The following is a 21763-nucleotide window of genomic DNA, read 5'->3' as shown; positions in this document are numbered from 1 at the left end:
CGGACAGCACCGTGCCCGGGCCGCACGGCGAGGGCGGCCCGGGCACGGTGTGCTCACAGCATCAGGCGATGCGGTCCAGGACGATCGGCTTCGGCGTGAAGGCGGTGCCCTCCGGCGAGATGGTGATGCCGCCGGCCAGCGCCTCCATGGCGTAGTCGTAACGCTCGGGGGTGTCGGTGTGCAGGGTCAGCAGCGGCTGGCCGGCCTTGACGGCCTCGCCCGGCTTGGCGTGGATCTCCACGCCCGCGCCGGCCTGCACCGGGTCCTCCTTGCGGGCCCGGCCGGCGCCCAGGCGCCAGGCGCAGACGCCGACGGCGTACGCGTCCAGGCCGGTGAGCAGGCCGGAGGCGGAGGCGGTGACCACGTGCTGCTCGCGGGCGACCGGGAGCGGGGCGTCGACGTCGCCGCCCTGGGCGGTGATCATGCGGCGCCAGTGGTCCATCGCGGAGCCGTCCCGCAGCGCGTCCGCCGGGTCCTTGCCGTGCACGCCCGCCGCGGCCAGCATCTCGCGGGCCAGCGCCAGGGTCAGCTCGACCACGTCGGCGGGGCCGCCGCCGGCCAGCACCTCGACCGACTCGCGGACCTCCAGCGCGTTGCCCGCGGTGAGGCCGAGCGGGGTCGACATGTCGGTGAGCAGGGCGACGGTGTTGACGCCGGCCGCCTTGCCGAGGCCGACCATGGTGCGGGCCAGCTCCTGGGCGTTCGGCAGGTTCTTCATGAAGGCGCCGGAGCCGACCTTGACGTCCAGGACCAGGGCGCCGGTGCCCTCGGCGATCTTCTTGGACATGATCGAGCTGGCGATCAGCGGGATCGCCTCCACCGTGCCGGTGACGTCGCGCAGCGCGTACAGCTTCTTGTCGGCGGGGGCGAGCCCGTCGCCGGCCGCGCAGATCACGGCGCCCGCACCGCGCAGCACGTCCATCATCTCGTCGTTGGAGAGCAGCGCCCGCCAGCCCGGGATCGACTCCAGCTTGTCCAGAGTGCCGCCGGTGTGGCCGAGACCGCGGCCGGAGAGCTGCGGGACGGCCGCGCCACAGGCGGCGACCAGCGGGGCGAGCGGGAGGGTGATCTTGTCGCCGACGCCGCCGGTGGAGTGCTTGTCGGAGGTCGGCACGCCGAGCGCGGCGAAGTCCATCCGGACGCCCGAGCGGATCATCGCGTCGGTCCAGCGGCTGATCTCACGGAGGTTCATCCCGTTCAGCAGGATCGCCATCGCCAGCGCGGACATCTGCTCGTCGGCGACCTCGCCGCGGGTGTAGGCGTCGATCACCCAGTCGATCTGGGCGTCGGACAGCTCGCCGCGGTCGCGCTTGGTCCTGATGACGGAGGGGGCGTCCATGGGTTCTCCAAGAGGGTGGGGCACGTACTCAGGGTGCGGGAGAAAGCGAAGAGTGTCGCGGGCAAGGCCCGGTCAGGGCCTTCCCGCGACACTCTACGCGCGTAACTGAAAGGGGTGCTAGAGCCGCTCCGGCCCGAAGGCATCGGGCAGGATCTCGGCCATGGTGCGCACCCCGGCGGGGAAGTCGACCAGCAGCTCGGGCCCGCCGTGCTCGTACAGCAGCTGTCGGCAGCGGCCGCACGGCATCAGCAGCTCGCCCGCGCCGTCGACGCAGGTGAAGGCCACCAGCCGGCCGCCGCCGCCGGCGTGCAGCGCGGAGACCAGCCCGCACTCGGCGCACAGGCCGAGCCCGTAGGAGGCGTTCTCCACGTTGCAGCCGGTGACCGTCCGGCCGTCGTCCACCAGGGCCGCCGCCCCGACCGGGAACTTGCTGTACGGCGCGTACGCGCGCGACATCGCGTCGCGGGCGGCGGCGCGCAGCGCCTCCCAGTCGGGTGCGGGTGCGGTGGTCACTTGCCCTGGCCCTTGCGGTAGATCTGGCCGTCCGCCTTCGGCGGCCGCAGCCGCTGCGAGGCCGCCGCGAGGACCACCAGGGTGATCACGTACGGGGTGGCCACGATCAGCGGGCGCTGCACCGAGTCGGTGGTGGCGTACCAGAGCGACAGGCCGCCGGCCACCACGATGCTGATCAGCGCCGGGGTGTACTTGCGGCGGTAGGACTGCCAGAGCGCGAGCACCGCCATCGCCACGGCGACGATGATCAGCAGCACGTGGACGTTGTCCGCGTCGCGCAGCTGGAGGCTGTCGGTGAAGCCGAACAGGCCGGCGCCCATGGCGAGACCGCCGGGCATCCAGTTGCCGAAGATCATCGCGGCGAGACCGATGAAGCCTCGGCCCTGGGTCTGGCCGTCCTTGTAGAAGTGCGAGGCGACCAGCGAGAGGTACGCACCGGCGAGGCCGGCGAACGCGCCCGAGGCGATCACCGCGAGGTACTTGTACTTGTAGACGTTGACGCCGAGGGACTCCGCCGCGGTCGGGTTCTCACCGCAGGAGCGCAGCCGCAGGCCGAAGACCGTGCGCCAGAGCAGGAAGTAGCTCAGCACCAGCAGGGCGGCGGCGATCACGATGACCACCGACAGGTTGGTGACCAGGCCGCCGAGGATGCCGGCGACGTCGGAGACCAGGAACCAGTGGTGCGCCTCGATCGTGTCCAGCCAGGGCGACAGCCCCGGGATGGTGATGTTCGGCAGCGACTCGGCCGGGGGCGACTGGTTGGCACCGGCGCCGAAGGCCACGTAGTCCTTGTAGTAGATCTTGTTGACGTAGGCGCAGATGCCGGGGATCAGCAGGTTGATGCCGACGCCGGAGACGATGTGGTCGACGCCGAAGGTCACCGTGACGATCGCGTGCAGCAGGCCGCCGAGCGCGCCGCCGGCCATCCCGGCCAGCAGGCCGACCCACGGGTTGACCAGGTAGCCGGCCCAGGCACCGCAGAAGGTGCCGGCGACCATCATGCCTTCGAGGCCGATGTTGACCACGCCGGCCCGCTCGGACCACAGACCGCCGAGACCGGCCATCGCGATCGGCACGGCCGAGCCGAGCGCCGCGGTGATCTGCCCGGAAGCGGTCAGGCCGTGGTTGCCGGTCAGGGTGGCGACCACCGAGACCAGCACCAGGGCGGCGGCGATCAGCAGCAGCACCACCGGCCAGGTGATCTTGTGCTTCTTGGCGGGCGCGCTGCCCGGCGACTTCGGCCGGGTCGAGGTTGCGGTGCTCACGCGGCCACCTCCTTCTTGGCGGCCGCAGCGGCCTGCGCGGCGAGCTCGGCGCCGACCTTCTGCTGCTGGCGCTTGAGGCCGTAGCGACGCACCAGCTCGTAGGCGACGACGACACAGATGACGATGGTGCCCTGCATGACGGCGACGATCTCCTGCGGGAAGTCACCCTGCAGCGGCAGCTGCACGGCGGTGACGTCCATGAACGCGAAGAGCAGTGCCGAGAAGACGATGCCGATCGGGCTGTTGCGGCCGAGCAGCGCGATAGCGATGCCGGTGAAGCCCAGGCCCTGCTGGAAGCTGGTGCCGTAGGTGTACGAGCTCTGCAGCAGGGTCGGCATGCCGATCAGACCGGCCAGCGCGCCGGAGACGGCCATGCTGATCAGCACCATCCGCTTGACGTTGACGCCGGAGGCCTTGGCGGCGCTCTCGGAGCGGCCGGTCGCCCGCAGGTCGAAGCCGAAGCGGGTGCGGTTCAGGGTGAGCTGGAAGCCCACACCGACGATCACCGCGATGATGAAGAAGCCCCAGAGGGTGCCGCCGGCCGTCTCGATCGAGAAGAAGTGGCTGGACTGCGAGATCGGCTTGGTCTGGATGCTGTTGGTGCTGGTGCCGGACTTCGGCGCGAAGATGCCGGGCACCAGCAGCAGGCCGACCACGGCCAGCGAGATCGCGTTCAGCATGATGGTCGAGATGACCTCGCTGACACCGCGGTAGACCTTCAGCACACCGGCGATCGAGGCCCAGATGCCACCGGCCAGCATGGCGGTGACCAGCAGCAGCGGGATCTGGATGAACGCCGGGAGCGCGATCTGGCTGCCGACGTACGCCGTGAACAGCGCGGCGATCCGGTACTGGCCCTCGACGCCGATGTTGAACAGGTTCATCCGGAAGCCGAAGGCGGCGGCCACGGCGGCCAGGTAGTAGGTGGTGCCCTTGTTGAGGATCTGCACCTGCCCGTCCGAGGCGGTGCCGTACGTGATCATCACGTCGAACGCCTTGAACGGGTCACGGCCCGAGCTCAGCAGCAGGACCGAGCAGATCGCCAGGGACAGCAGCACGGCGAGCACCGGCGCAGCCAGCCCGAGCACGATCCGCTCCAGGTCGAACCGCTGGGCGAGCTTGCCCTTGGCGGGGGTGGGACTGGTCATGTGGGTTACTCCCCCGCCTGCGGGTCGTCGGCGGTGTCGGTGGGCTCGGCCGAGGTGGTCTCGGCCGGGGTGTCCGCGGCCGTCTCGCTCTCGGTACCGGCGGCGGCGATGGCTTGGGCCTCGGCCAGGGCCTCGGCGTCCGACTCGATGTGGCCCTTGGCCGCACCGGTCATCGCGGTGCCCAGGTCCTCGGCGGTGACGGTGGCCGGGTCGGCGTCCGCGACCAGGCGGCCGCGGTAGATCACCCGGATGTGGTCGGAGAGGCCGATCAGCTCGTCCAGGTCGGCGGAGATCAGCAGCACCGCCAGGCCGTCACGCTGGGCGTCCCGGATCTGGCCCCAGATCTGCGCCTGCGCGCCGACGTCCACACCGCGGGTGGGGTGGGCGGCGATCAGAAGCTTGGGGTCGTGGCTCATCTCGCGGCCGACGATCAGCTTCTGCTGGTTGCCGCCGGAGAGCGAGGCCGCGGTGACCTCGATGCCGGGGGTGCGGACGTCGTACTCCTCGACGATCCGCAGGGTGTCCTTGCGGGCGCCGGCCGAGTCGAGCAGCACGCCCTTGGAGTTCGGGGTCTCGGTGACGTGGCCGAGGATCCGGTTCTCCCAGAGCGGGGCCTCCAGCAGCAGGCCGTGCTTGTGGCGGTCCTCGGGGATGTAGCCGATGCCGGCCTCGCGGCGGGCCCGGGTGAGCTTGCGGGAGATGTCCTGGCCGTCCAGCGTGACGACCCCGGCGTCCGGCACCAGCATGCCCATGATGGCCTCGACCAGTTCGGCCTGGCCGTTGCCCTCGACACCGGCGATGCCGAGCACCTCGCCCTTGCGGATCCGCAGCGAGACGTCGTCCAGGACCACGCGCTCGATGCCCTCGGCGTCCGCCTTGGCGATCCGCAGACCCTCCAGGCGGAGCATCTCGACGTCGGTGACGGTGGACTCGCGGCTCTCCGGGGAGGGCAGCTCGGCGCCGACCATCAGCTCGGCGAGCTGGCGGGCGGTGACGCTCTTCGGGTCGGCGTCGCCGACCGTGGTGCCGCGGCGGATGACGCTGATCGCGTCGGCGACCGAGAGCACCTCGTGCAGCTTGTGCGAGATGAAGATGACGGTGACGCCCTCGGCCTTGAGCTCCCGCAGGTTCGCGAAGAGCGCCTCGACCTCCTGGGGCACCAGGACCGCGGTGGGCTCGTCCAGGATCAGGATCCGGGCGCCGCGGTAGAGGACCTTGAGGATCTCCACGCGCTGCCGGTCGGCCACGCCCAGGTCCTCGACCAGCGCGTCCGGGCGCACGCCCAGGCCGTACTGGTCGGAGATCTGCTGGATCTTCGCCTTGGCCTTGGCTCCTATCCCGTGCAGCTTCTCGCCGCCCAGGACCACGTTCTCCCAGACCGTCAGGTAGTCGGCCAGCATGAAGTGCTGGTGCACCATGCCGATGCCGCGGGCGATCGCGTCGCCGGGGGTGTTGAACTCGACGAGCTCGCCGTCGATCTTGATGGTGCCCTCGTCCGGCTTCTGCATGCCGTAGAGGATCTTCATCAGAGTGGACTTGCCGGCGCCGTTCTCACCCATCAGCGCGTGCACGGTGCCGCGCTGGACGGTGATGTCGATGTCGTGGTTGGCCACGACACCGGGGAAGCGCTTGGTGATGCCGCGCAGTTCGACGGCAGGTGTCGCCGTCCCCGCGCTGGGGCTGCCGCCCGTGCTGGGGGTGGGGTCGGGAGCGCTGATGGCGATCTCCTGGGTGGTCGTCGGGCGCTTCGTTGCGCTGGAGAGATCAGGGGCGGGGACGGGAGGGGGCCCGGTGGGTACGCACTGCGTACCTGCCGGGCCCCTCCCCTGCGAGTCGGACGGCCGTCACCCCGCCGCCGGGCAGGCGGTGGCGGGGGACGGAAACCGGATCAGCTCTGCGGGGCGGTCGGAACCTTGGTGGCGCCGCTGGTGATCGCCTCACCGGCGGTCTTCAGCTTGGCCTGGATGTCGTCGATGTGGTTGCCGGTGGTGGCCAGCGAGACACCCTCGGCCTTGAGGTCGAAGTTCTTCACACCGGTGATGGTGTTACCGTCCTTGACCGACTTGATGTAGGTGTACACGGCGGTGTCCACGTTCTTCACCATCGAGGTGAGGATGTGGTCCTTGTACTTCGCCAGGGCGGGCTGGGCGGCCTGGTCGGAGTCGACACCGATGGCCCACTTGCCGGCGGTGGCCACGGCCTCGATCGCGCCGGAGCCGGAGGAGCCGGCGGCGGCGTAGATGACGTCCGCGCCCTTGTCGAGCTGGCCCTGGGCGGCTTCCTTGCCCTTGCCCGGGTCGTTGAAGCCGCTGAAGTCCGGCGGGGTGGTCAGGTAGGTGACGTCGACGACGATGCTCGGGTCGACGGACTTGGCACCCGCGGTGTAACCGGCCTCGAACTTCTTGATCAGCTCGGACTGGACGCCACCGATGAAGCCGATCTGGTGGGTCTTGCTCTTCGCGGCGGCGGCGACGCCGGCGAGGTACGAGCCCTCCTGCTCCGAGAAGGTCAGCGAGGTGACGTTGCTCGGCTGGTCGGCCGACGCGGAGTCGATGATCGCGAACTTGACGTTCGGGTTGTCCTTGGCGACCTTGTTGACCGCGTCCTGGTAGACGAAGCCGACCGCGATGACCGGGTTGTAACCGGCGGTCACCAGGCTGTTGAGGCGGGCTTCCTTGTCGGACTCGGCCTCACCGGTCTTGGCCTCGGCCTCGTTGACCTGGACGCCGAGCTCGGCCTTGGCCTTGTCGAGGCCACGGGCGGCGGAGTCGTTGAACGACTGGTCGCCACGGCCACCGATGTCGTAGGCCATACCGACCTTGATGGAGCCGGTGCCGGAACCGGAGGCGCCGGCGGAGGTGCTGTCAGTGCTCTTTGCGCCGCAGGCGGCGAGCGAAGCGATGCCCAGGGAACCCGAGAGCATCACCGCGGCGAGCTTGAGTGAACGGCGCAAGGGAGTATCTCCTTCTCACACACCCGTTTGGCGTGGTCGAGCGCCACCGTAACGCGCGTAGAACACGGTTGGGTTACGGCCTGCCGGGGCATTCGGGTTGTTATCAAAATGTGGTCCGACTTCAGGATGAATCCGGACATAGCGCCACAGTTGTTCAACCGAATGTCACTACCGAGTGATACCGGACAACCACCCTACGCCCAGCCGACCTCAACCGTCACAAACCGCGCCGGGCAAGGGCCGGGGCCGCCGAAGCGGCCCCGGCCCCCGATCGAACAAGGTCAGACCCGGCCGTGCTCCAGCGCGAGTGCCGAGAACAGCTCCACACCCACCGCGATCGCCCGCTCGTCCACGTCGAAGTCGCCCTGGTGCAGGTCCCGGACCCCCTTCTCGTGCGGCGCCCGCACGCCGAGCCGGGCCAGCGCGCCCGGGGCGTGCTCCAGGTACCAGGAGAAGTCCTCACCGCCCAGGCTCTGCTCGGTGTCCTCCACCACCGGCCCGGCCGACTCCGCCGCGAAGCGGGCCGTCATGGCGGCCTCCAGCTGGGCGATCGACTCGTGCTCGTTCACCACCGGGGGCACCCCGCGGTGGTAGTCCAGCGCCCACTTGGCCCGGTGGGTCTCGGCGATCCGGCCGATCAGCTCGTCCAGCGCCTCCGGGGCCTCGCGCCAGCCGGCCAGCTCCAGGCAGCGCACGGTGCCCTCCAGCTCGGCGTGCTGCGGGATCACGTTCGGCGCCGAGCCGGCGGCGATCCGGCCGAAGACCAGGCTGACGCCCCAGCGCGGGTCCATCCGGCGCGCCAGGGCGGCGGGCAGCTCGGCGGCCATCCGGGCCACCGCGGTGACCAGGTCGGTGGTCAGGTGCGGCCGGGCGGTGTGGCCGCCGGGGCCGTCCAGCCCGAGCAGCAGCCGGTCGCAGGCCGAGGTGATCGCGCCGACCCGCAGGCCGATCCGGCCGACCTGCACCTTGGGGTCGCAGTGCACCGCGAAGATCCGGCCGACGCCGGCCATCCCGTCCGCCTTGATGACGTCCAGCGCGCCGCCCGGCATGACCTCCTCGGCGGGCTGGAAGATCATCCGGATCGGCTGCCGCAGCTCCCCGGTGGCGGCCGCCCCGGCCAGCACCAGCGCGGTGCCCAGCACCACGGAGGTGTGCACGTCGTGGCCGCAGGCGTGGGCCCGGCCGGGGAGGGTGGAGCGGTAGGGCGCCTCGCTCTTGGCGTCCTCGATCGGCAGCGCGTCGATGTCGGCGCGGAAGGCCAGGAAGGGGGTGCCCGACCGGGTGCCCGCCGGCACGATGTCCACGATCAGCCCGGTACCCCCGGGGAGCACCCGCGGCTGGAGACCGGCCGCCAGCAGCCGCTCGCGCAGCAGCCGGGTGGTCCGGAACTCCTGGCGGCCCAGCTCGGGGTGGCGGTGCAGATCCCGCCGGAAGGCGATCAGCTCGGCCTCGTAGGCCCGTACCCGTGCGCGGAGGTCCGAGCCCGGACCGGCCGGAGCACGGTCGACGGCGGTGGCGAGGGCGGCCCGGCGGGCGGGCTGAGGATCGTTCACCTCAACAAGACTAGGCCGGTGGAGGGTTTTTGGCCCGACTTCCTCCGAAGTCGTCCCCGGATGGGTGCATACCGAACGCACTACTGGGTATGACATCTCGTTTCAGCCGCCTTCCCGGGTGGTCCCCGCCTGTGCAACGAACGCCCGGCCGGACGGACACGGTGATCGTCCGCACGGCGGTTTCGGCAACGGCTTCCCCTCCCCGTGGTCATGTCCGGGCAAAGCTTTCGGATGCGCTCTTGAGCTGCGCACATCAGTCCGAATAGACAGCTAGCGCACAGTCAACTTCCGTGCCGGCTGCGGTTCGTCCGCCGCCGGCCCGGTCCGTCATGCCCTCACGAAGGGCAGCTGACGGTCCATCGATCCGAGAAGTGGGGACCCGACGTGCCAGCAGCACGCAACCGGCTCTCCCGGAGCTTCGCCGTGGCACCCGCCGCGGCGCTGATCCTGGGAACACTCGCGATGGCCGCCCCGGCCACCGCCGCCACCCCGGCCGACGCGCCGAACGCCGCCCGGCAGCTCGCCGGGACGCACCCGGCCTGGGCCACCGCCCAGACCGACCAGGGCGCGGTGGCCGACGCCACCTCGGCCACGGCCCGGGTCTACCTGGCCGGCCGGGACGCCAAGGGCCTCACGGACCTGGCCAAGGAGCTCTCGGACCCGTCCTCGCGCTCGTACGGGCAGTACCTGAGCGCCGACCAGGCCAAGGCGCGCTTCGGCGCCAGCCCCGAGCAGGTCGCGGCGGTCACCGCCTGGCTCACCTCGGCCGGGCTCACGGTCGGCGAGAGCACCCCGCACTACCTCCAGGTCTCCGGCACCTCCGCCGCGCTGGCCAAGGCCCTCGGGACCGCCATCCACAGCTACCGCGCGCCGGACGGCAGCACCCGCCGCGCCCCCGCCGCGGACGTCACCCTGCCGGCCGGGGTGGCCGGCTCGGTGCTCGCGGTGGGCGGCATCAGCGACGCCGTCCACAAGGACGTCTCGCACGCGATCTCGGTCCGCGACGCCGAGGCCAAGGCCGACGCCGCGGCGGCCCCGTTCGCCGCGCGCGGCCTCGCCCCGGCCAAGAAGCCGGACGCGACGCTGCCGACCGAGCCGACCTGCTCCGAGGACGGCTACGGCTCCAAGACCGCCAAGGGCGCGCCGGAGGGCTACGAGAAGAACGAGCCCTTCGCGCCCTGCTCGTACACCCCGAGCCAGCTGCGCAAGGCCTACGGCGTCACGGAGGCGAAGGTGACCGGCAAGGGGGCCCGGGTCGCCATCATCGACGCCTACGGCCTGCCGAGCATGGAGCAGGACGCGAACCACTTCTCCACCGCGCACGGCGACCAGCCGTTCGCGCCGGGGCAGTACAAGGAGTACGTCACCCCCGCCCAGTGGGTGCACCAGGACGAGTGCGGCGGCGCGGACGGCTGGGCCGGCGAGGAAGCGCTCGACGTCGAGATGGCGCACGGCCTGGCGCCGGGCGCCCAGGTGGTCTACGTCGGCGCCAACTCCTGCTACGACGACGACCTGAACGCCGCGATGGCCAAGGTCGTCGACGAGCACCTGGCCGACGTGGTCTCCAACTCCTGGGGCGAGATCATGCACGGCACGAGCGGGGACATCGACCCCGCCGTGGTCGCCGCGGACAACCAGATATTCCAGCTGGGCGCGGTCCAGGGCATCGGCTTCACCTTCTCCAGCGGCGACTGCGGCGACAGCTCCCCGGGCGCCGCGGCGACCGGTGTGAACTGCCAGGCCGACTCCAACCAGGCGCAGGCCGACTGGCCGTCCGCCTCCCCGTGGGTCACCTCGGTCGGCGGCACCGCCCTGGAGCTCGGCGACAAGTCGGGCCGCTACGGCCACGAGGTGTCGATGGGCGACCAGCGCTCGGTGCTCTCGGCCGACCAGAAGTCCTGGAGCCCGTTCCCCGGCTTCTTCTACTTCGGCGGTGGCGGCGGCGTCTCCAAGGACTTCCCGCAGCCCTGGTACCAGCAGGGCGTGGTGCCCGACTCGATCGCGAAGAAGGCCGCCGACGGCACCGCCTCGGCGACCCCGCTGCGGGCCACCCCGGACGTCGCGATGAGCGGTGACCTGGTCGCCGCCACCCTGGTCGGCTTCACCGCGGGCGGGGTCTACAGCGAGGGCGGCTACGGCGGCACCTCGGTCTCCTCCCCGGAGTACGCGGCCATGATCGCCGACGCCATCGAGGTGCGCGGCGGCCGGGCGATCGGCTTCGCCAACCCGGCCATCTACGACCGGGCCCACAGCGGCGCCTTCCGGGACGTGGACGACTCGGCCGTGCACACCAAGTTCGGCAACGTGGTCGACCTCGGCGTGGTGAGCGGCTCGCTGCGGGTCCGGCTCTACAAGCTGGCCGCCGACTACGGCCTCAAGGCCACCTGCGGCTACGACACCGCCACCGGCGTCGGCACCCCCGGCAAGGACTACTTCAAGTCCTTCAAGCTGCCCCGCCACTGATCGACCCCGTTCGGACGGCCCCGGTGCGCACCCGCGCACCGGGGCCGTCCGGCGTCCGGGCCGGCGCCCTTGAGATGATCGGGACACAGGGCACCCGGACATCTCAAGGAGTGGCAATGACCGAGCGCAAGGTGGCCGTGGTCACCGGTGCCAGCAGCGGGATCGGCGCGGCGACCGCCCGCCGGCTGGCCGAGGACGGGTTCGAGGTGGTGGTCACCGCCCGCCGGACCGACCGGATCGAGGAGCTGGCCAAGGAGATCGCCGCGGCCGGCGGCGCCGCCCGGGCGTACCCGCTGGACGTGACCGACCGGACCGCCGTGGACGCCTTCGCGGCCGAGGTCGGCCCGGTGCACGTGCTGGTCAACAACGCCGGCGGGGCGATCGGCGCGGAGAGCGTGGAGGCCGCCGACCCGGCCGACTGGCGGGCGATGTACGAGGTCAACGTGATCGGCGTGCTGAACGTGACCCAGGCGCTGCTGCCGGCGCTGCGGGCCACCGGGGACGGCACCGTGCTGGTGCTCAGTTCCACCGCCGCGCTGGCCGCCTACGAGGGCGGCGGCGGGTACGTGGCGGCCAAGCACGCCGCCCACACCATCGCCGCGACGCTGCGGCTGGAGCTGGTCGGCGAGCCGATCCGGGTGATCGAGATCGCCCCGGGGATGGTGAAGTCCGAGGGCTTCGCGGTGACCCGCTTCCGCGGCGACGAGGCCAAGGCCGCCGCCGTCTACGCGGGCGTGGCCGCACCGCTCAGCTCCGCCGACGTGGCCGACACCGTCGCCTGGGCCGTGACCAGGCCCTCGCACGTCAACATCGACCTGCTGGTGGTCCGCCCGCGCGCCCAGGCGGCCAACCACAAGGTGCACCGGGAGCTGTGACCGGGGGCGGGGATGACCCGGCGGCGGGCCGCCGGGTCATCCCGGTCAGCTGACAGGAAGGTGTCAACGTCACAACTTGATAGCTCGTTCGAGTGAATTCTGCGCGCCCTCTGCCCAACTGATGAGCCCTCAACTACGGTGGTGCCGCTGCCAGGCCCGGCCTCCTACCGGTCGGCCCGTTCGCTTCCGCACCGGCAGTTCCCGCCATCCGTCGGCCCTAGTTTCGTCTCTGCCACCACGGTTCACCGGTGCCCCGGGCCGCCCGCCCGCGGACCGACACCCCCTTCCCGCCCTCACGAGGAGGACCCGCTGGCCAGCGACATCCCGCCGCAGCGTCTCGACGCGCGGACGGCACCGTCCTTGCTCGGGCTTCACCGCTTCAACGAGGCCGACGCCGGTGCCGCCGAGGAGGCCCTGCTGGCCTGCTGCGGCAGCCACCGCTGGGCGCTCCGGCTCACCGCCCACCGCCCGTACCCCGACATAGAGTCACTGCTGGCCGCCGCCAGCGAGGCCTCCTACGACCTGCGCCCGGCCGACCTGGCCGAGGCGCTGGCGGACGAGAGCTGGATGCCGCAGCCGCTGCTGGGCATGCGCGCACCCGGCAGCCAGGCCGCGCACACCGCGCTCCGGGCCGCGCACGCCGCGTACGAGGCCCGGTTCGGGCACGTCTTCGTGGTCTGCCTGGAGGGTGTGGTGCCCGAGGAGATGCTGGACACCGTGCTCACCTCGATCCGCACCCGACTGGCCAACGACCCCGACGAGGAGCGCCTGATCGCCGCCGACGAGCTCCGGCGGATCGCCCTGACCCGGCTGGAGCACCTGGTCGCCACCCACTCCGCGCCCGCGGCGCGCTGAAGTCGCACCGAGCTCCCGGCGGGCCCGCTCACCGCGGCCGGCCGTCCGGGCGCTGGGCGGCCCGGAGCTTGGCCAGCTGGGCCCGGACCACCTCCGGGTCGGGCTCGGCGGCCGGCTCCTTGTCCGTGCCCACCGTGGAGAAGACCGCCAGCGCGGTGCCGACCCGGGCCAGCAGGGCGTGCTGGGAGAGGGTGGCGGTACCCGATTCATTCGTCAGGGTGAACGCGGTGGCGGCGTCCGCTCCCTCCGGGGTGGGCGTGTCGGTCCGGGTCAGCCGGTGCCGGGTCTGCACGCCCCGGCCGGGTGCGGCTCCGCCGCCGGCGACCGAGGTGAAGCCGGTGCAGTGCGCCAGCACCTGCTCCAGCTCGCCCTGGAGCCGCTCGGCCCGCCCGGGCCCGAAGGCCAGCAGCCCGGCGTAGAGGGCCGCGTGCGGATCGCCCTTCCTGGTCACGCTGAGGTCCGCCTCCGCGGTGGGCCCCGAGGCCGCCTTGCCGGGGGCGACCGCGTCCAGCACCGGCTGGCAGGCGGGCCGGTCCGCGGTCTCCCGCTCCTGGTCAGGGGCGGTGTCCTGGCCCGGTGTCAGCAGGGTGACGGCGTACCCGGGGCCGAGCTCGGCATCGGTCACCACCGCGGCCCGCAGCCCGCCCGCGTCCAGCTCCCGGCCCGGCGCCGGCCGGTCCGCCACGGGTCCGGCGGCGGGGCCGACGGTGGTGCAGCCGGCTGCCAGCGCCAGCAGGACGCAGCAGAGCAGGCGGGGGGTGCGGTCGGGCACGGTCGGTCCTCCGGGAGAGGTGGGGCGACGGCGGACTCACGCACCGTAGCGCAGTCGCGCGGGCACCCAGAGTGACAATTCCCCGATTCGTTAGGCCGTGAGTGCCTGTTTGATCACACCTGAGGCCCCCGGGGGCGGTTGCCGACACGGCGTCGATAGGATGCTGGCGGCCGGTGGACCGTACCCGGCCGGGCTGACCGACACCGAAGCCGGCCGAGCCCCCAATCCGCTTCCGGAGGGTTTTCCGTGCCGGCTGGAACGCTGTACCGCGGCCGGGAAGGCATGTGGAGTTGGGTGGCTCATCGAGTCACCGGCGTCCTCATCTTCTTCTTCCTGTTCGCCCACGTCCTCGACACCGCACTGGTGCGCGTGTCCCCCCAGGCGTACGACTCCGTCATCGCCACGTACAAGACGCCGCTGGTGAACCTGATGGAGTACGGCCTCACCGCCGCCATCCTGTTCCACGCGCTGAACGGCCTGCGGGTCGTCGCCGTCGACTTCTGGTCCAAGGGCCCGAAGTACCAGCGGCAGATGCTCTGGTCCGTGGTGGGCCTGTGGGTCGTCCTGATGGCGGGTGCCTTCTACCCGATCCTTCAGCACACGCTTCGTACCTGGTTCGGGGGCTGATCGCGATGGCGAACGACATCACCGAGGACCTGGTGGTCCCCTCCGTCCATGCCCACACCGGCAAGGGCCTGGGCACCGGCAACCCCGCCGACGCATTCGTGGTCGAGCCCCCGCGGGCCCGCTCCGTGAAGACCCCTCGTCGCACCCGCACCAACTTCGAGATGCTCGCCTGGCTGTTCATGCGCCTGTCGGGTGTCGTCCTGGTGGTGCTGGTGCTCGGCCACCTGCTGATCAACATCGTCCTCGACGGCGGTGTCTCGAAGATCAGCTTCGCCTTCGTGGCCGGCAAGTGGGCCTCGCCGTTCTGGCAGTTCTGGGACCTGCTGATGCTGTGGCTGGCGATGCTGCACGGCTCGAACGGCATGCGCACCGTCATCAACGACTACGCGGAGAAGGACTCCACTCGTCTGTGGCTGAAGGCCCTCCTGGGTGTCACGACCGTCTTCACGGTCCTGCTCGGCACCCTGGTGATCTTCACCTTCGACCCCAACATCTAGAACGCGGCTCCTAGCGGCATCTAGTCGGTATCGAGACCGGACGAGGCTTAAGACCCCATGCAGATTCACCAGTACGACACCGTCATCGTCGGCGCGGGCGGCGCCGGCATGCGCGCGGCCATCGAGTCGACCCAGCGCAGCCGTACCGCCGTGCTGACCAAGCTCTACCCGACCCGCTCCCACACCGGCGCGGCCCAGGGCGGCATGTGCGCCGCCCTCGCCAACGTCGAGGAGGACAACTGGGAGTGGCACACCTTCGACACGGTCAAGGGTGGTGACTACCTGGTCGACCAGGACGCCGCCGAGATCATGTGCAAGGAGGCCATCGACGCCGTCCTCGACCTGGAGAAGATGGGCCTGCCCTTCTCCCGCACCGAGGCCGGCCGGATCGACCAGCGCCGCTTCGGCGGTCACTCCCGCAACCACGGTGAGGCGCCGGTGCGCCGCTCCTGCTACGCGGCCGACCGCACCGGTCACATGATCCTCCAGACGCTGTTCCAGAACTGCGTCAAGCACGGCGTCGAGTTCTTCAACGAGTTCTACGTCCTGGACCTGCTGATCAACGAGGGCAGGACCGCGGGAGTCGTCGCCTACGAGCTCGCCACCGGCGAGATCCACGTCTTCCAGGCCAAGGCGGTCGTCTTCGCCTCCGGCGGCACCGGCAAGATGTTCAAGGTCACCTCCAACGCCCACACCCTGACCGGTGACGGCCAGGCGGTGGCGCTGCGCCGCGGCCTGCCGCTGGAGGACATGGAGTTCTTCCAGTTCCACCCGACGGGCATCTGGCGGATGGGCATCCTGCTCACCGAGGGCGCCCGCGGCGAGGGCGGCATCCTGCGCAACAAGGACGGCGAGCGCTTCATGGAGCGCTACGCCCCCGTCATGAAGGACCTCGCGTCCCGTGACGTGTGCTCCCGCGCGATCTACTCCGAGATCCGGGCCGGCCGCGGCTGCGGCCCCGACGGCGACCACGTCTACCTGGACCTCACGCACCTCCCGCCGGAGCAGCTGGACGCCAAGCTCCCGGACATCACCGAGTTCGCGCGCACCTACCTCGGCATCGAGCCCTACACGGACCCGATCCCGATCCAGCCCACCGCGCACTACGCCATGGGCGGCATCCCGACCAACGTCGAGGGTGAGGTGCTGGCCAACAACACCGACGTGATCCCGGGCCTGTACGCGGCCGGCGAGGTCGCCTGCGTCTCGGTGCACGGCGCCAACCGCCTGGGCACCAACTCGCTGCTGGACATCAACGTGTTCGGCCGCCGGGCCGGCCTGGCCGCCGCCGCCTACGCGGACAAGGCCGACTACGTGCCGCTCCCGGAGAACCCGGCCGAGCTGGTCGAGGCCATGATCGACGGCCTCCGCGAGTCGACCGGTACGGAGTCCGTCGCGCAGATCCGCAAGGAGCTGCAGGAGTCCATGGACGCGAACGCCTCGGTGTACCGGACCGGTGACACCCTGAAGCGGGCCGTCACGGACATCGCCGGGCTCAAGGAGCGCTTCAAGAACGTCGCGATCCAGGACAAGGGCATGCGCTACAACACGGACCTCCTGGAGGCCGTGGAGCTGGGCAACCTGCTCGACCTGGCCGAGGTGCTGGCCGTCTCCGCGCTGGCCCGGCAGGAGTCCCGCGGCGGTCACTACCGCGAGGACTTCCCGACCCGCGACGACGAGAAGTTCATGCAGCACACCATGGCGTACCAGGAGGTTGCCGCCGACGGCACCACCTCGATCCGCCTCGACTACAAGCCGGTCGTCACGACCCGCTACCAGCCGATGGAGCGTAAGTACTGATGAGCACTCCGACTGTGGAGCAGCACTCGGCCGCTCTGGACGCGGCTGAGGCCGGCGGTGTCCAGCTGATCACCGTCACCCTGCGGATCCGCCGGTTCAACCCGGAGGAGCACCCGGACCCGGTGTGGGTCGACTACCAGCTGGAGATGGACCCGAAGGAGCGCGTCCTGGACGCGCTCAACAAGGTCAAGTGGGAGCAGGACGGCACCCTGACCTACCGCCGTTCCTGTGCGCACGGCATCTGCGGCTCGGACGCGATGCGGATCAACGGCCGTAACCGGCTGGCGTGCAAGACCCTGATCAAGGACGTCAACCCGGAGAAGCCGATCACGGTCGAGGCCATCAAGGGCCTCGCGGTCCTCAAGGACCTGATCGTCGACATGGACCCGTTCTTCCAGGCGTACAAGGACGTCATGCCGTTCCTGATCACCAACGGGAACGAGCCGACCCGCGAGCGGCTGCAGTCCGCCGAGGACCGCGAGCGCTTCGACGACACCACCAAGTGCATCCTGTGCGCCGCGTGCACCTCGTCCTGCCCGGTGTTCTGGAACGACGGCCAGTACTTCGGCCCGGCCGCGATCGTCAACGCGCACCGCTTCATCTTCGACTCGCGCGACGAGGGCGCCGAGCAGCGCCTGGAGATCCTGAACGACCGTGAGGGCGTCTGGCGCTGCCGGACCACCTTCAACTGCTCGGAGGCCTGCCCGCGTGGCATCGAGGTCACCAAGGCGATCCAGGAGGTGAAGCGCGCGCTCGTCACGCGTCGCTTCTAGCAGCTCCGCTTCCCGCAGCCGCTGCGTCGAGGGCCCGTCCGGTCGAACCGGACGGGCCCTCGGCCGTTGCTCCCCCGCCGTCAGCAGCTCCCGGCCGTCAGCGCCGGTCGCCGTCCCGGCCGGCGGCCAGCAGCGGGAGCAGCAGCGGCCCGACGAACAGCGCCACGGCCATGTACCGGAAGTGCGGGGCGGCGTTGGCCACGATCAGGTTGAGCTGGAGCCCGAGCAGGACGGCGCCGCCCACCGCGACGACGGCGAACGAGCCGCGCCGGCGGGCGTACACCGCGAGGGCCGCGTAGCCGAGGTAGCACCAGACGGCGCCGCGCCAGAAGAGCCAGTCCAGCTGGGGTGCCCGGAAGGCGTCGTGCAGCCAGATCGCGGCCCTCAGCATCGGCTGCGCCACCGGGTGCGGGCGCAGGGTGTCCGCGTACCGGCTGTGCTCCAGGTCGCCGCCGGGTGCGGTGAAGCCGAACAGGTCGGGCGAGGCCTTCGGGCTCTGCACCACCGTGTCGCCGGCCCGGGCCGCCGGGGCGCCCCAGATCGCCCAGGCGATGTGGCCGCGGCAGAGCCGGGCGTCGACCACGTAGTCCGGGTGGTCGAGGGCGATCCGGCTCCACATCGAGACCAGCTCGTCGCTGTGGGCGGCGGCCTGGTGGCGGTCCCAGCCCTCCCCCCAGTTGGTCAACGGGTCGATCGAGAAGCACTGGTAGCCCGCGGTGTCCCAGGTGGTCAGCGGCGCGACCGCGGCCAGCACGGCCTTGTCCTCGGTGCTGAAGGCCGCCGGGTCCCGGTGGTAGGCCACCGCGAGGTCGTCGTAGTTGAGCGAGTAGACCATGTACGCCGGGGGCCGGTGGATGCCCCAGATCGCCGAGTAGGCCCACAGGTTGAGGAAGAGCGGGATGGCCAGCGCGACGGCCGTCAGCAGCGCGATCCGGCGGCGCACCAGCGGGACGGCGGCCAGCAGCAGGGTCGCCACCACCAGCATCAGGCCGTAGCTGCTGTTGCGGAACAGGCCGAGGCCGAGCATCGAGAGGAAGAAGACCGCCAGGTCCAGCCGCAGCGCCCGGCCGCCGCGTCCGATGCTGCCGTCCAGCTTCCGGGACAGCAGGCGCAGCCCGGCGGCGAAGAGGAACACCCCGCAGATCGTGAACGGGACGTCCTTCCACAGGAAGACCACGAAGGTGCCGGTGGGCGGGAGGACGACGAGCGCCAGGGCGACCGGCGCGCTCCAGCGGGCGCGGGCGCCCAGCCGGGCCAGTGCGGAGACCGCGTAGCCGAGCCCGAGGGACATCCCGACGGTCTGCAGCAGCACCACCGGCGCCACGCTGTCGGTCAGCTTGAGGGACCAGAGGATGATCGCGTCGTAGAAGGCGGAGTGGTCGGCCGTCCAGTAGCCGGGGTCGGTGACCTGCCAGACGTACATCACGGAGTCGTAGCTCACGAACGCCGGGTAGGCGGCCAGCCACCAGAGCAGCAGCACCACCTGGCACAGGGCCGCGACCGCCAGTGGCATCCGCCGGCTCGGGCGGACCCTGCGGTGCTGGGCCACCGCCCGCTCCCGCAGGCCCGGTCCGCCGGTGCCCGGCGGACGTTCCAGCATGGTGTCGCCGGTCATCGTGCAGCCCCCTCCTGGTGCACCCCGGGCCGTGCTCGCCCTGGTGTCCCGCGCAGGCTACAGCAGCACCCGGGCCCGGCGTCAGGCGGTCGGAGCGGACTTTCCGGCGGAGGCCCGCAGGCCGCGGACACCGATGGCGCCGACGGCCGCACCGAGTGCGAACGACGTCACGGCGAGGGTCAGGTGCACCCAGAAGAAGGCGGTCGGCCGGGAGTGGTCGCCGTCGACGAACGCCTGGCCGCCGGAGTCCTTCCAGAGGTTCTTCACGAAGGTGGTCCAGATGATCAGGGACCAGACGCCGAAGGCGGTGAGGAACCAGGAGGTGCGGCGGCTGAGCTTCATGACGGTCCTTCGGACGGGGTGGGGCGCGGTCCGGGCCCCAGGGGGGAAGGTCCAGTATGCGCAGTCCGCCGGACGGATCAGTCACCGGCACCCGTTCGAAGGACCGGGGCGGCGCGGCGGGCCGGGCGGCGCCCGGCTGGGTACGGTCACCCAATGCAGAGCGTCCGTCACATCGCGTACAGCTGCGCAGCCGCGGCCCTCGGCCTGCTGTGCCTCGCTCCCGTCGCCGTGGCCGCCCCGCAGGACGGGCCGCCGCCTGAGCGCCCGCCGGTCGGCGGTGAGCTGTTGGGGAAGTCCGGCGTGCAGGTCGCGCCGTACGCCGGGGCACCCGCCCTGCCCGCGGACCTGACCGGCCAGTCCTGGGTGGTCGCCGACGCCGGCACCGGTGAGGTGCTGGCCTCCTACAACGCGCACCGGCAGCTGCCGCCGGCCAGCACCCTGAAGATGCTCTTCGCCGACGTGGTGCTGCCCAAGCTGGACCGGACGACGGTGCACCGGGTCGCGCCGGAGGAGCTGATGGCGATGGGGCCGGGCAGCAGCCTGGTCGGCATCAAGGAGGACTTGGACTACCGGGTGGACGACCTGTGGCGGGGCGTCTTCCTCAGTTCCGGCGCCGACGCCGTCCGGGTGCTCGCCGCGATGAACGGCGGGGTGGCGCAGACGGTGGCCGACATGCAGGCCCTGGCGCAGCGGCTGGGCGCCCAGGACACCCATGTGATCACGCCCGAGGGCTACGACATGGACGGCCAGCTCTCCTCGGCCTACGACCTGACGCTGTTCGCCCGCGAGGGGCTGCGCAACCCTGACTTCCGGATGTACTGCTCGACCCGGTGGGCGCAGTTCCCCGGGGCCTTCGACAAGGTGAGCGGGCAGCGCGGCAGCTTCGGGATCGCCAACACCGACCGGCTGCTGGGGCGCTACGAGGGGCTGATCGGGGTCAAGAACGGCTACACCACCAACGCGGGGGCGACCTTCACCGGCGCCGCCGAGCGCGGCGGGCGGACCCTGCTGGTCACCGTGATGCGGCCGAACAACAGCAGCCGGGTGTACGACGAGACGGCGGAGCTGCTCGACTGGGGGTTCGCGGCGGCCGGCAAGGTGACGCCGGTCGGCCGGTTGGTGGACCCGGCGGGGCCCGCGCAGGGCCCGGCGGCCTCGCCCTCGGCCGAGCCGGCCGAGGAGCCGCTCCAGCAGCCGATCCAGATCGCCCAGCCCCCGCAGGCCACACCCGTGCTGCCCGCCGCGGCGGCCAAGAGCGGCGCCGGGCTGACCGGCACGCTGGCCGGTGTGCTGTGCATGGCGCTCGGCGGCGTGGTGGCGCTGCGGGCCAGGGCGCTGCGCAGGCGGCGGGCGGCGGCGCTGGCCGCGGCGGCGGCGGAGCCGCTCGACGGGGCACGGGTGCCGGCCGGGGCGACGGCGATCGGTGGCCGCTGAGGCGCCCGGCGGGACCCGGGGCCCGCACGCGGGCCCCGGGCGGGGGTCACTGGGGGCGGCGGGCGCGGGCCGCGCGCAGGGCCCGGCGGGCGGCCCGGGTGGCGAACGGCGGGAGCACGTCGAGGGCGAGCCGGCGGGGGGCCGAGCGGCGCGGCGGAGCCGGCCGGGCGGGCGGGGCCGGCGGCTCGTAGGCGAGCCGGTAGACCCGGCCGCCGGCGATCATGTCCTCGTCCATCCGGTAGCCCTCGGCCACCCAGTCCCGCTCCAGCACCTCGCGCTGGGCCTCCTCCGGGTCGCCCCAGGTGCCGTAGAACTTCTCCGGGGTGAGCAGTATCGGGCGCAGGCCATGGGCGAAGACCGCCTCCCAGACCGCGGCCGAGACGCCGGGGGTGTGCTCGGCCCGGTAGTCGTCCAGTGCCACCAGGCCGTCCTTGGCCAGCGCCGCGCGCGCCACCTGGATGTCGCCCGCCACGTGCTCGTACAGGTGCGAGGCGTCGATGTGGATGAAGCGACAGCTGCCGTCGGGGATCCGGCCGTCCGCCAGGACGGACGTGGGGGCCTGGATCACGGTCGGCAGCAGGTCGTGGAAGGCCAGGTAGTTGTCCTCGAAGGCCTGCCTGGTGAGGGTCTTGCGGTAGGACATCGCCATCTCGGCCGAATTGTCGTCGTCGGGCGCATCGGAATCGAACAGGTCGCAGACGGTGAAGGTCTCGCCGTCCTGCAGATGGCTGCCGAGCAGGATGGCGCTGCGGCCGAGGTAGGCCCCGAGCTCCAGCAGGTCACCGGTTCGCCCGCGCTGGGTCTGCCGGGTGAGGAACCAGCCGAAGAGTTCTTGATCGGCTTTGAAGAACCAGCCCGGCACATCGTCCAGCGTTCGGGTGGCCGGGGCGGCGGCGGGGGTGGTGTCGGCACTGGTCACAGCTGTCTCCAGGCGTGCTG

Annotated in this window: 19 protein-coding genes; 8 read left to right on the top strand and 11 right to left on the bottom strand. The window is 71.7% G+C overall.

What is annotated here, in order from left to right:
• Window positions 1-61: 61 nt before the first annotated feature.
• The 7 genes from AB0K43_RS04660 to AB0K43_RS04630 all read right to left on the bottom strand — a co-directional run bounded on the left by AB0K43_RS04660 (window position 62) and on the right by AB0K43_RS04630 (window position 8660).
• Complete coding sequence (locus tag AB0K43_RS04660) at window positions 62-1339, bottom strand: thymidine phosphorylase (protein ID WP_363635714.1); 1278 nt, start codon at window positions 1337-1339, stop codon at window positions 62-64.
• Window positions 1340-1456: 117 nt separating this feature from the next.
• On the bottom strand, window positions 1457-1852 hold the full coding sequence (locus tag AB0K43_RS04655) for a cytidine deaminase (RefSeq protein WP_363635712.1): 396 nt from the start codon (window positions 1850-1852) through the stop codon (window positions 1457-1459).
• Entirely contained in the window at window positions 1849-3117 is a 1269-nt protein-coding gene (locus AB0K43_RS04650) for an ABC transporter permease (RefSeq protein ID WP_363635710.1), read from the bottom strand. The genes AB0K43_RS04655 and AB0K43_RS04650 overlap by 4 nt, the downstream gene beginning before the upstream one ends.
• Window positions 3114-4265, bottom strand: coding sequence for an ABC transporter permease (locus AB0K43_RS04645; protein WP_363635708.1), 1152 nt, complete (start codon window positions 4263-4265; stop codon window positions 3114-3116). Before AB0K43_RS04645 ends, AB0K43_RS04650 begins: the two co-directional genes overlap by 4 nt.
• A gap of 5 nt (window positions 4266-4270) precedes the next feature.
• Window positions 4271-5878, bottom strand: a complete 1608-nt coding sequence (locus AB0K43_RS04640; RefSeq protein ID WP_363635706.1) for an ABC transporter ATP-binding protein — start codon at window positions 5876-5878, stop codon at window positions 4271-4273.
• 275 nt (window positions 5879-6153) lie between these two features.
• A complete protein-coding gene (locus AB0K43_RS04635; RefSeq protein WP_363635704.1) occupies window positions 6154-7218 on the bottom strand; it encodes a BMP family ABC transporter substrate-binding protein in 1065 nt (354 codons plus the stop codon).
• 281 nt (window positions 7219-7499) lie between these two features.
• Entirely contained in the window at window positions 7500-8660 is a 1161-nt protein-coding gene (locus tag AB0K43_RS04630; protein ID WP_363635795.1) for an amidohydrolase, read from the bottom strand.
• Between the two features lie 495 nt (window positions 8661-9155).
• Here AB0K43_RS04630 and AB0K43_RS04625 point away from each other — a divergent pair, with 495 nt between their 5' ends.
• The 3 genes from AB0K43_RS04625 to AB0K43_RS04615 all read left to right on the top strand — a co-directional run bounded on the left by AB0K43_RS04625 (window position 9156) and on the right by AB0K43_RS04615 (window position 12964).
• The gene (locus tag AB0K43_RS04625; RefSeq protein ID WP_363635702.1) at window positions 9156-11234 is read left to right on the top strand and encodes a S53 family peptidase; all 2079 of its coding nucleotides are present in this window, start codon (window positions 9156-9158) and stop codon (window positions 11232-11234) included.
• Between the two features lie 116 nt (window positions 11235-11350).
• Window positions 11351-12109, top strand: coding sequence for an SDR family oxidoreductase (locus AB0K43_RS04620; protein WP_363635700.1), 759 nt, complete (start codon window positions 11351-11353; stop codon window positions 12107-12109).
• A 360-nt stretch (window positions 12110-12469) separates the two neighbouring features.
• Complete coding sequence (locus AB0K43_RS04615; RefSeq protein WP_363635698.1) at window positions 12470-12964, top strand: 2-oxo-4-hydroxy-4-carboxy-5-ureidoimidazoline decarboxylase; 495 nt, start codon at window positions 12470-12472, stop codon at window positions 12962-12964.
• A gap of 28 nt (window positions 12965-12992) precedes the next feature.
• Here AB0K43_RS04615 and AB0K43_RS04610 read toward each other — a convergent pair whose 3' ends face one another.
• Complete coding sequence (locus tag AB0K43_RS04610; protein WP_363635696.1) at window positions 12993-13736, bottom strand: hypothetical protein; 744 nt, start codon at window positions 13734-13736, stop codon at window positions 12993-12995.
• Window positions 13737-13982: 246 nt separating this feature from the next.
• Between AB0K43_RS04610 and sdhC the strand changes: the two genes are divergently transcribed.
• The 4 genes from sdhC to AB0K43_RS04590 are packed head-to-tail and all read left to right on the top strand — an operon-like array spanning window position 13983 to window position 17433.
• Window positions 13983-14363 (top strand): succinate dehydrogenase, cytochrome b556 subunit, encoded by a 381-nt coding sequence (gene sdhC / locus AB0K43_RS04605; protein WP_363635694.1) that lies wholly within the window; start codon window positions 13983-13985, stop codon window positions 14361-14363.
• A gap of 5 nt (window positions 14364-14368) precedes the next feature.
• Entirely contained in the window at window positions 14369-14860 is a 492-nt protein-coding gene (locus AB0K43_RS04600) for a succinate dehydrogenase hydrophobic membrane anchor subunit (RefSeq protein ID WP_363635692.1), read from the top strand.
• 57 nt (window positions 14861-14917) lie between these two features.
• Window positions 14918-16660, top strand: a complete 1743-nt coding sequence (gene sdhA, locus AB0K43_RS04595; RefSeq protein WP_363635690.1) for a succinate dehydrogenase flavoprotein subunit — start codon at window positions 14918-14920, stop codon at window positions 16658-16660.
• Window positions 16660-17433: a succinate dehydrogenase iron-sulfur subunit gene (locus tag AB0K43_RS04590; RefSeq protein ID WP_363635688.1), complete on the top strand. Its 774-nt coding sequence runs from the start codon at window positions 16660-16662 to the stop codon at window positions 17431-17433. Before sdhA ends, AB0K43_RS04590 begins: the two co-directional genes overlap by 1 nt.
• A 97-nt stretch (window positions 17434-17530) precedes the next feature.
• Here the strand turns inward: AB0K43_RS04590 and AB0K43_RS04585 are convergent, their stop codons facing one another.
• A complete protein-coding gene (locus tag AB0K43_RS04585; RefSeq protein WP_363635686.1) occupies window positions 17531-19048 on the bottom strand; it encodes a DUF6020 family protein in 1518 nt (505 codons plus the stop codon).
• A gap of 81 nt (window positions 19049-19129) precedes the next feature.
• Entirely contained in the window at window positions 19130-19390 is a 261-nt protein-coding gene (locus tag AB0K43_RS04580; RefSeq protein WP_363635684.1) for a hypothetical protein, read from the bottom strand.
• A 153-nt stretch (window positions 19391-19543) separates the two neighbouring features.
• Here AB0K43_RS04580 and AB0K43_RS04575 point away from each other — a divergent pair, with 153 nt between their 5' ends.
• Window positions 19544-20824: a serine hydrolase gene (locus AB0K43_RS04575; RefSeq protein ID WP_363635682.1), complete on the top strand. Its 1281-nt coding sequence runs from the start codon at window positions 19544-19546 to the stop codon at window positions 20822-20824.
• 46 nt (window positions 20825-20870) lie between these two features.
• Here AB0K43_RS04575 and AB0K43_RS04570 read toward each other — a convergent pair whose 3' ends face one another.
• A complete protein-coding gene (locus AB0K43_RS04570; RefSeq protein ID WP_363635680.1) occupies window positions 20871-21743 on the bottom strand; it encodes a class I SAM-dependent methyltransferase in 873 nt (290 codons plus the stop codon).
• Window positions 21744-21763 lie beyond the last annotated feature (20 nt).

The sequence above is a fragment of the Kitasatospora sp. NPDC049258 genome (assembly GCF_040678895.1).
In the GTDB taxonomy this organism is placed as follows: Bacteria; Actinomycetota; Actinomycetes; order Streptomycetales; family Streptomycetaceae; genus Kitasatospora.
Note: the sequence above shows the minus strand (reverse complement) of the source record. Positions and strands in the feature narration are given on the sequence as shown.

Coding starts and splice junctions, on each gene's coding strand:
- AB0K43_RS04660 (WP_363635714.1), bottom strand. CDS start 1,339: ATGGACGCCCCCTCCGTCATCAGGACCAAGCGCGACCGCGGCGAGCTG.
- AB0K43_RS04645 (WP_363635708.1), bottom strand. CDS start 4,265: ATGACCAGTCCCACCCCCGCCAAGGGCAAGCTCGCCCAGCGGTTCGAC.
- AB0K43_RS04620 (WP_363635700.1), top strand. CDS start 11,351: ATGACCGAGCGCAAGGTGGCCGTGGTCACCGGTGCCAGCAGCGGGATC.
- AB0K43_RS04600 (WP_363635692.1), top strand. CDS start 14,369: ATGGCGAACGACATCACCGAGGACCTGGTGGTCCCCTCCGTCCATGCC.
- sdhA (WP_363635690.1), top strand. CDS start 14,918: ATGCAGATTCACCAGTACGACACCGTCATCGTCGGCGCGGGCGGCGCC.
- AB0K43_RS04590 (WP_363635688.1), top strand. CDS start 16,660: ATGAGCACTCCGACTGTGGAGCAGCACTCGGCCGCTCTGGACGCGGCT.
- AB0K43_RS04585 (WP_363635686.1), bottom strand. CDS start 19,048: ATGACCGGCGACACCATGCTGGAACGTCCGCCGGGCACCGGCGGACCG.
- AB0K43_RS04580 (WP_363635684.1), bottom strand. CDS start 19,390: ATGAAGCTCAGCCGCCGCACCTCCTGGTTCCTCACCGCCTTCGGCGTC.
- AB0K43_RS04575 (WP_363635682.1), top strand. CDS start 19,544: ATGCAGAGCGTCCGTCACATCGCGTACAGCTGCGCAGCCGCGGCCCTC.